This is a genomic window from Lysinibacillus sp. PWR01 (genome assembly GCF_043359455.1).
Taxonomy (GTDB): Bacteria; Bacillota; Bacilli; order Bacillales_A; family Planococcaceae; genus Lysinibacillus; species Lysinibacillus fusiformis_F.
In genome coordinates, this window is the sequence record NZ_JBHERJ010000078.1 from 1 (window position 1) to 10,098 (window position 10,098).

The window sequence follows — 10,098 nt, forward strand, 5'->3', positions numbered from 1 at the left end:
TATTTTGTTTTTCAACACTAAGAAACCCCTTCTAGCAATGCTAAAAGGGGTTTCTACTACTTTTGCCAATGATTTAGTTCTTTTAACAATTCGGGTAGCTGTAATTTCTTTACATCGATAGGTGGCAATGCCTTAATAAATTCTTTCCCATACGACTTACTAGTAATTCGTCGGTCTAGGACAATAAAGGCGCCCTTATCTTGAGAAGAACGAATTAATCGACCAAAGCCCTGTTTAAAGCGCATGATGGCTTCTGGTAAAGAAAGCTCAGTAAAGGAATTGTGCCCTTGAACAGTTAGATGCTTAGCCCTTGCCTTAAAGACAGGCTCTTCTGGTGAAGAGAATGGTAATCGTACGACAATGACAGAGGCAAGGGCATCCCCTGGAACATCTACACCCTCCCAAAAACTGTTTGTACCAAAAAGAACGGCATGACTAAATTTTTGAAACGATTTTAGAATACGCATACGGCTACCGCCTGTTACACCTTGTGCAAATAGCATGTAATCATCTAAAAGTTCACTATCTTGGATAAGCTCGACTGTTTTTCGTAGCATATCCTGTGCTGTAAAGAGCACAAAGCAACGTCCCTCTGTCATTCGAACAGTCCGCGTAATTGCATGGGCAACAGCCTCAATGTATTCTTCCTGGCTGACATGCTGAATATCTGGCATATCGGTGACAATAAATGCCTTTGCTCCAGCATAGTAGGCTGGCGGAGCTTGCAGTTTCAAGACTTCGACATTATCAGCGATACCTAACTGGCGTGTAACAAAACGCTCATTGCCTGGTACCGTTAATGTGCCGGATGTCCAAACAATACTTGCTTGTTGACGTAATGGTGCTAATACTTGTTCAATTATCGGCGTGACATTGACAGGCTTTTTAAAGACATGGAGACTACCAGGAACACTCCGTACATCAAATTCTAACCAAACAGAATTGCCTTCCTGTGGTGATAGAAAAATATCGTCCCATTCAGCAATTTTTATCTTCACTTCTCGAATCCAATATTGCCATTCTGATAATACATATTGATCGTTTTTATCTAGCTGCTCAATCGCATTTTCGAATGACTGCGTAATGCTAGTAGCGAGATCCAGCCATTGCTGGGTTAGTTTGCTTACTTGTGCAAACGATTCTTTCGCAAGTGAGACATCCTCTAAGAACAAGGTACATTTACTACCTGCTTGTTTGCCTTTCATTTGCTGTTGCATTTTTTGAACAGCCTTCTGAATGGTTTCATCAAATGTCCGCTGTAAACGTATAAATTGTGCGTCTAGATGCTGCAAATTTTGCATGGCCACTCGCTGTTTTTTCTTCGCTGCTTGGCAAAATTGTTGAAATAGAGCGGTGTCCTCCATCGTGCCAATTTGTCCAAAAATATACTTCCATTGTGTATAGGAGAAGACCACTTCATCCTGCTGCATAGCAGCCTGAATAAATTGATGCGCCTCGTCAATAATCCAGCCATCTATTTCTGTAAAGAGTGGTGTTTGACGCACTAAATCACTTAACACCATGGCATGGTTCGTTACAATACAGTCAGCAACTACACTGTTCTTTAAAGCTTGCTCATAGAAATCAAAACCCTTTGAAGGCTTGTCATTCGGTATTTTTCGAATTTTTTCTAAAAATAGTTGTCCGCCACCAGAAACATTGAGCTCGCTCAATACACCTGTCTCTGTTTTTGTCAGCCAAACGAGTATTTGTAAAATAGTAAATGTATCATCATAGGATTCATCAGCATGTGCCATACATTGCTCAAAGCGTTCGAGATCAATATAATGCTGCATGCCCTTTAGCACACACAAATTCACTTTTGTTCCAAGGATTTTTTCGATCTTTGGTAGCTCCTCTTCTACAAGCTGTTCTTGTAAATAGGAAGTATAAGTGCTGATGGCAATCTTTTTATCGACAGCACGGGCAAATAAGATCGCAGGGAGTAAATAGCCAGCAGTTTTACCAATGCCCGTAGAAGCTTCAATCACGCACTCCTGTTGTTCATGTAATGCCTGCCAAATCGTGTCCATCATGTCAAATTGTGCAGGACGCTCCTCAAAATTCGGCATTGCCTTTGACATTAAAGATATTTTCTCAGCTACTGATTGAGGGTAGGGAATCGTTTCTGTCATATGTTCATGCTTATTTCGGCCATTGCCAATCGCAAAATTACGATAATAATGCACATTCTCACGGCCTGTAATATGCTGGCGTTTAATTTGCAACGCCTCAAAAAAAAGCTGAGAAATATTTGATTTCAAGCGAAATGAACGCTTATGCATCTGTTCAAGCGTTAGCTGTGGCAGACTTAACAGCTCCTTCCAGCAATGCCTGAATAGCTCTGCTGTCGCGCGTGCATCGTCATCCGCTCGATGTGCATTTGCTAGCTCGATATTTAAATCAGCCGCTAAATCCCCTAGCTTAAAACCGAGAGACATAGGAAACAAAATTTTAGCCAGCTCCACCGTATCCATTTTTTTGCCTTGCCATTTCGGAAGTCCGGCACGTTTAAACTCTGCTTGTAAAAAGGATAAGTCAAAATCTGCATTATGTGCGACAAATACACAGTCAGCAAGTAGCTCATATATGTAATCCGCATGCGCTTCAAATGGTAAGGCATCCTTTACATCCTCATTCGTTATATGCGTTAAATCTTGAATGAAAGTTGGAATTGCTTTCCCAGGATTAATGAACTTTGTATAGGTACGCTCAATTTCCCAATCCTTCATAATAACAACAGCAATTTGAATCATCCGGTCCCCATTGGCTGGTGAATGACCAGTTGTCTCCAAATCTACAATTGCATATTTTTGACTTTCCATCATACATCTCAACTCACAGTTCACATTAGATAAGTTGAATTTTATCATATTATTGGCTCCTAGGCATCCTTTCTCCCCTTTGTTAAATCACTGCATCCATACAAAAAAAAAACGCAGCCTTAGAGAAAACCTCTAAGGTTGCGTAAATGAATGGTACTTGAATGAGATAGTAATTCAAGCTTTTTATACTGACAGATTATTGTTTTTTAGCAAGATCAACAATACGGCCTTCTGTTGTTGTTTTTATTTCTTTTAGTGATAGTAAATGCTCTTGTAGATTTTCCCAATCCGATAAACCTAAATCTGTAACACGGCCCTCATCATATGCTTTACCAAACATTGTTAGGCTGTCTCCACCTTTAGCAGTATAGGCATTTGTTGTTACTGTATATGTTTTAGAATCTTCTAAAGCTACATATTTACCTGTTGCTTTATCTAAATATTCAATAGATACAACACGTGAGCCGACTTCTTTTGATGAATCAAATTGTAGTTTTCCTCCAGCAATGTGTAGGAAACCACCGTTTTCTTGTGGTGCATTTTTTACAGCAACTTCAAATGCTTCTTTTAATTCCGCACCTGTTACATCCATCAATGCAAGTGTATTACCATTTGGCAGTACCGTATTCACTTGACCTACCGTAACATTCCCTGCTGGAATTTCTTCACGAATACCTCCACCGTTTTGTAATGCCATAACAACAGTTTTATCTGTGTACTTCTGTGCCTTTGCTAGCATAGCATCTGTAATAATATTACCAAGTGCAGTTTCATTGCTACGTACACTTTCAAGGCTTGTTTCACTTGCACGTGGGTTAGCTAATGCTTCTTTCAGCGTTACACCGATTTCTTTGCTGTTCACTTCATCTACTTTTGCTTTATATGGCTCTAATAATTTTACTAATGACTCGTCTTGTGCCACTTTACCAAGGTCAATTAATTCGCCATCATATTCGGTCACAACGCCTTTTCCATCAAATGTTACATCAAGTGTACCTAAATATTTTACATATTCATTAGCTTGTACGATTAATGTAGCCTCTTTTGCTTCACCTACTGTATTTGTATCGATAATAACCGGCTTTTCTAGTTTTGTATGATCATGAGCACCTACAATAACATCAATGCCTGGTACATTTTTCGCTAGCAATATATCATTATCCACATTTGCATTGTCATTGTAGCCAATGTGTGTTAAAGCAATAATTTTGTTGACACCCATTCCTTCAAATGCCGCTACTGCTTTTTTCGCCTCATCGATATAATTTGTAAAAGTTACTTTATTAGGTGAAGAAATACCCTTCGTTTCTTCTGTCGTTAGACCGAAAATACCCACTTTTTCGCCATCAATTTCTTTTACAATCCCTGAATAAATTTTACCATTTTCAGGCTCACTTGAGATTAAATCGGTAAATAAACCTGTGAATTTTTCATCTGCTGAAAAATCTGTATTGGCATCCACGAATGGGAATTTAGCCCCTTTAATAAAATCTGCTAAAGCTTGATGGCCTTCAGTTGATCCGCCTAAATCAAATTCATGGTTACCGAATACCATGGCGTCAAAGCCAATTTCATTTAACAGCTTTAGGTCAGCTTGTCCTTGGAATTCTGTAAAGTATAGTGTTCCACTAAATGCATCACCAGCATGTAATGTTAAAACATTTTTCTTTGTTTCACGTTGTTCTTTTACTGCTGTTGCTAATTGAGGTAATTTATCTGCACGAGCATGTGTATCATTCACATGTAAAATCGATAACGAGAATGCATCTTCTGATGTTTCCGGTGTTTCTGGTGTTTCAGGTGTTTCTGGGTTTGATTTTGTTAGAGCTTCTGCAATGAACGTTGCCAGTTGTCCACGTGTAACTTTTTCACTAGCCTCATGATTTTTTGCACTTTCTAGCTCTGGTAATGTTGGAATAGATGCTAAGATTTTTGCTAAATCACCATGTGTAATAGTTTGGTTTGGACGGAAAGTATTATCTCCATAGCCTGTAATGACATTTAATCCTACAAGCGCTGCAATCGAGCCATAATAAGGATTTGATGCACTAATATCCGTAAATTTTGGATCCTCTACTTCTTTAGTATCCAATTTTAATGCGCCTGCAATCATTTTTGCAGCTTGTCCACGTGTGACATTTGTATCTGGTTTGAATGTACCATCTGGATAACCACTGATAATCCCTGCTGCATAAAGTGTAGCAATGCCTTCAAAATCTGCATGACTTTCCTTTACATCCGAAAAAGGACTTGCTGCCGATGCTGGTACTACCGCTACCGCTGTTACAGCTAATGCTGCCGCAGTAACTGTTAAAAATTTGTTACGTTTATTTTCCATGACAAATGATACCTCCACTAGTAAAATGATGTACTAACAACTAAATTCTACATAAATATGACACAAAATACTAGAACATTTGTAAAATTATAATTTTAAAAACTAGTTTAATAGTAATAAAAGCAAAATTTTACCAGTTACTTTTATAACAAATTCAATCGTAAAAAAAGGAGGATTGGCTATACTTTGCCATCCTCCTCTCTAATATTAAATTTATACTATGGCTGAATTCACATCACTGTTGCCTCTGGTTCGTGTGCAATCATTTCCTTAATCGTATTGCCCTCTCCCATGATGGCTACAGTTGGTTGATGATCTTTAGCCTCCTGATTATCTACATACACATAGGAAATAATGATGACAATATCACCACGCTGTACAAGTCTTGCTGCTGCGCCATTGACACAAATCACACCTGAACCTCGTTCACCAGCAATAATATATGTTTCAAAACGAGCGCCATTATTATTATTAACGACATGTACTTTTTCGTTTGCCAGCATACCTACTGCATCTAAAATATCTTCATCAATTGTTATGGAGCCTACGTAGTTTAAATCCGCCTGTGTCACTGTTGCACGGTGGATTTTACTATTCATCATCATACGTAACATTTTCTAGTCCCTCTTTCACAGTAAAAATACAATTGTCGATTAAGCGTGTTTTACCTATATAAACAGCTGCTGCCAACAGAACTTGCTGTGTTGTAGCTGTCACTGGTGTTAAATCGGGGTATGCCAATAATTCTATATAATCAATTCGTCCATGTGTTCTTGCATGAATATGAGCTTTTGCTTTTGCAAGTGCGCTATCAGCATCACCATTCGCTAAAAAGCTATCGCGTGCCAATTGTAATGCTTCATTGATCGCTGGAGCCTCTTGTCGCTCTGACTCACTTAAATAGACATTACGTGAAGATTTCGCTAAACCGTCCTGCTCACGCACAATTGGGACAATGCGCATTTCTAAAGGGAAATTAAAATCACGTATCATCGTCGCAATAATCGCAACCTGCTGTGCATCTTTTTGACCGAAATAAGCCCGGGTTGGCAGTGTTAAATGGAATAATTTAGAGACAACCTGTAAAACACCGTCAAAATGACCAGGGCGACTCGCACCACAAAGAATCGTGGCCTGCTCACCTGCATGTAGACGAATGCCTCCATCTTGGGGATACATTTCGTCCACACTTGGCGCGAACACAATATCAACACCGACAGATTCAGCTAATGCCGTATCCCTTGGCAAATCACGAGGATAACTTTCAAAATCTTCATTTGGCCCAAATTGCGTTGGATTGACGAATATACTCATCACAACGACATCATTTTCTACACGAGCTGTTTGTGCTAATGTTAAATGACCTTCATGTAAATAGCCCATCGTTGGAACAAGTCCAATCGTTTTTTGAGCCTGCTTAGCTGCTTGAATTTCTACGGCTAATGCCTGTATAGTCGTGACGACTTTCATCATTTAACGCCTCCATATAGCTGATCTAACGCTTCCTCTTTCATTGTGAAGAAATGCTTTGGAGCTGGGAAAGTACCCGCTTTCACCTCTTCTACGTAACGAATCATACCCGTGCTTGCTTCTTTGCCCATATCAGCAAATTGCTGAACAAATTTCGGTACATGGTGCGAACCGTAGCTTAGCATGTCATGATACACCAGCACTTGTCCATCAGCCTCTACACCTGCGCCTATGCCAATGGTTGGAATAACAAGACTAGCTGAAACAATCTCTGTTAGCTGATGAGGAATACATTCTAACACGACTGCACATGCACCAGCCTCTTCGCATTGTTTTGCTTCTTCGATCAGTGTAGCCGCCTGTTCAGCTGTTTTCCCTTGCACCTTATAACCACCAAGCACTCCCGCTGATTGTGGCAATAAACCTAAATGAGCTACTACTGGAATACCAGCTGACGTTAATTTACGAATGACAGGTATAACCTCTCCTGCCCCCTCAACCTTTAAAGCATCTGCTCCTGTTTGTTGCATCATCGCAATGGCTGTTTTTAGTGTCTCATTGACATCGCCATGATAAGAACCAAATGGCATATCAACGACCATAAACGTATCCTTTGCCCCTCGTCTTACTGCTTTTGCATGATGAACCATATCCGCTACAGTCACGGGCATTGTAGAATCATAGCCGAGCACAACCATTCCAAGTGAATCTCCGACTAGTATCATCTCAACACCAGCGTCTTCCGCGAATTTAGCTGCTGGATAATCATAGGCCGTCACCATCACGATTTTTTCGCCCGCCGCTTTCATCTTTAAAAAATCTGTCGTCGTTTTCATTTTGTAGTCCCCCTTTTTTAAAGGAAGAAAACAGAAAAACCCTTCTGTGCCGAAAATGGACAGAAGGGTAGTGTGTCGTTCAATGATAAAAAGACCCCATGAAGAGGGAATAGCTTGCAAAATGAAAGCTATATTTGAACGTATCGTTTTCTTCCGTCCCTGTCTGAAAAGATCAAGGCAGATATTTGTTCGTATAGTCTGTTGTGTTTTTGAAGGTGCCGTTCACAATGGATACTGCCCTTCGCACATACTATAACAGATTTTCCTACTAATCTTCAAATATTATTTTCTTACAATATCTTCGTCTAACCACATTGGAAAAAATTATCTTTTAGAATTGACAATCAATGCTATACGTCATATACTATCTACATACTATATGTCATATAATATAAAATGAAGTATAGGTATTACATGTGAGGTGAAAAGATGACATTTCAGCTTGGTTCAGCTTTACTTGATGCTTGTGTACTGGCTATTGTCGACAAAGAGGACGCCTATGGTTATTCTTTAACACAGCAGGTACAATCAGTCATGGAGATTTCAGAGTCTACACTGTATCCTGTATTACGCCGCTTACAAAAAGCGCATTATTTAACAACGTACGATCAGCCTTATCAAGGAAGAAATAGACGCTATTATCAAATTACAGAGCAAGGACGTATACGATTATTAGAGCTATTAAAAGAATGGCAAGTGTATAAGGAAAAGGTTGATTGTGTACTTTTAGGAGGGAATTTAGATGGATAGAGCAAGCTATTTGAAACAGCTACGAGGAAAATTACGTCGGCTTCCTGCGCATGAGTTAGATGCTGCGCTTGCCTATTATGAAGAATACTTTGAGGAAGCAGGAGAGGAAAATGAGCATCAGGTTATTTCACAACTTGGCTCTCCTTCACATGTTGCCTCGCAAATATTAGCTGATTTCGCATTAAAGGATTTGGAAACCTCCTCGGCAAAATCAACCAAAAAGAATATGTCTGCTATTTGGCTCATTATTCTAGCTATACTGTCTGCGCCCCTTTCATTGCCATTACTTGCAACAGCCATTGCACTTATCTTTTCATTTGGCGCAGTTATTATCAGCTTAATCTTTGCTGTTGTCGCAACAGTTATTAGTATTTTTGTCGGTGGCGTTGCGGCTATGATTTCAGGTTTCTTAATTTTAACAGAGCATTGGCCGACTGCGTTGCTCTTTATGGGTGTCGGGTTAATCGTAACGGGCTTAGGTGTCCTACTCTTCCCAATTGTTGCTCGTGTTATCAAGAAAACCGTTGTTGTCTCTGTTGAAACATTAGGAAGATTATTCCACAAAATGACAAAGAAGCGAAAAAAGGGGGACTTCTAAATGACGTCAAAAAATACCCTTATTGCCATGACAATGATTGCATTAGGCATTCTACTCGCATTGATTGGCTATTTTTCAGGGGGTCGCTGGCTGATTCTAAAAGATTCAGAGGGTCTTTACGTCCCAAGCAATACTAAATTAGTAAGTCAGTCTCATACTTTAGATGCGTTCACAAGTATTAATATTGTAAATGATTATGGAGATGTGGAAATTGTTGCAAGTGATAGCGACTATAAATTAGACACAAAGGTCCTTAAGCAAGAAGATGTAACCTATCATATTGAAAATGGCACTTTAACCATTGAAACAATGGCAAAGAAAAAGAATGATTTTCAATTTGGCTTTGGAAACTTTTCTTCCCCTTCAATCAAACTCTATGTCCCAAAAGATACAAAAATAGAGACAATTGTGATCGACAGTAATTTTGGTGATACAGCCATTCATGGGCTACAGTATCAGCAGCTTAATCTCATCCAAGATTACGGAGATATTACTTTCAACAACACGACTGGTGACAAAACAGAGATTAGGCAGTCCTTTGGTGATTTAACGCTTCAGCAATTTGCTAGTAACGGCTTCACTGTTGAGAGTGAGCATGGAGATATCGATATTGCTGGCACATTAAATGGCCAAACAACGATTACCTCAAGTTTTGGCGATACAACGCTTCACTTACAAAACAAACAAAGTGATTTAGGCTATGACCTCAAAACAAGCTTTGGTGATGTTAGCATGAATGATGAGGAACAAAGTGGCACAGTGACTCAAGTAACCAATGGGGAGCACCAACTGAATGTATCCTTATCACATGGTGATATAGATGTGTCACTAAAATAATGAATAGACTATAAAAGAAGCTGCAAGTACAGGACGGTACTTGCAGCTTCTCATATTGTTGAAAAACAAAACCATCAATAGAATTTTTGTGAAAGGTGAAAATGGTTTCCGTTGCAGGCTACTTGCTTTCCTGTGGGCGAGCGCCGAGCCGCTTCCTCCGCTCACGCTCCGTGCAGGGGCTCGCCTGTCTCGCTATCCCACGGGAGTCAAGTAGCCCTCCACTCCAACCTACAAAATGTTAACTTTTTAGCAAAGGTTTTCAAATAAAGTGAAGGTCTTCACTACCCATTTTATGGAGGGCTTTTGATACTCATCACTTCTTCGCAATGAAAATAAGAGTCTATCCTTTCTCTAATCATACAAATAATGGGCTAATTTGATTACTACGGCTAGCTAGTATGAAAGATAAGGAAAAGCCACTTTTGCAGAATGGGTGATTGGAGT

8 protein-coding genes are annotated in these 10,098 nt (G+C 39.6%); 3 read left to right on the forward strand and 5 right to left on the reverse strand.

The window, feature by feature from the left end:
- Nucleotides 1-56 precede the first annotated feature (56 nt).
- The 5 genes from dinG to panB all read right to left on the reverse strand — a co-directional run bounded on the left by dinG (nt 57) and on the right by panB (nt 7,469).
- Nucleotides 57-2,828: an ATP-dependent DNA helicase DinG gene (gene dinG / locus ACEVFT_RS17045; RefSeq protein ID WP_393950827.1), complete on the reverse strand. Its 2,772-nt coding sequence runs from the start codon at nt 2,826-2,828 to the stop codon at nt 57-59.
- Between the two features lie 193 nt (nt 2,829-3,021).
- Complete coding sequence (locus tag ACEVFT_RS17050; RefSeq protein ID WP_393950824.1) at nt 3,022-5,163, reverse strand: 5'-nucleotidase C-terminal domain-containing protein; 2,142 nt, start codon at nt 5,161-5,163, stop codon at nt 3,022-3,024.
- Between the two features lie 230 nt (nt 5,164-5,393).
- Nucleotides 5,394-5,777, reverse strand: coding sequence for an aspartate 1-decarboxylase (panD, locus tag ACEVFT_RS17055; RefSeq protein ID WP_205442390.1), 384 nt, complete (start codon nt 5,775-5,777; stop codon nt 5,394-5,396).
- Entirely contained in the window at nt 5,755-6,633 is an 879-nt protein-coding gene (panC, locus tag ACEVFT_RS17060) for a pantoate--beta-alanine ligase (protein WP_393950828.1), read from the reverse strand. Before panC ends, panD begins: the two co-directional genes overlap by 23 nt.
- On the reverse strand, nt 6,633-7,469 hold the full coding sequence (gene panB / locus ACEVFT_RS17065; protein WP_205442389.1) for a 3-methyl-2-oxobutanoate hydroxymethyltransferase: 837 nt from the start codon (nt 7,467-7,469) through the stop codon (nt 6,633-6,635). The genes panC and panB overlap by 1 nt, the downstream gene beginning before the upstream one ends.
- Nucleotides 7,470-7,898: 429 nt before the next feature.
- Here panB and ACEVFT_RS17070 point away from each other — a divergent pair, with 429 nt between their 5' ends.
- From ACEVFT_RS17070 to ACEVFT_RS17080, 3 genes are read left to right on the forward strand one after another with little or no spacing between them, the layout of a single operon-like run.
- A complete protein-coding gene (locus tag ACEVFT_RS17070; protein WP_036124518.1) occupies nt 7,899-8,219 on the forward strand; it encodes a PadR family transcriptional regulator in 321 nt (106 codons plus the stop codon).
- Nucleotides 8,212-8,817 (forward strand): DUF1700 domain-containing protein, encoded by a 606-nt coding sequence (locus tag ACEVFT_RS17075; protein ID WP_393950825.1) that lies wholly within the window; start codon nt 8,212-8,214, stop codon nt 8,815-8,817. The genes ACEVFT_RS17070 and ACEVFT_RS17075 overlap by 8 nt, the downstream gene beginning before the upstream one ends.
- Entirely contained in the window at nt 8,818-9,654 is an 837-nt protein-coding gene (locus ACEVFT_RS17080; protein WP_393950826.1) for a DUF4097 family beta strand repeat-containing protein, read from the forward strand. It begins immediately after the preceding gene.
- Nucleotides 9,655-10,098 lie beyond the last annotated feature (444 nt).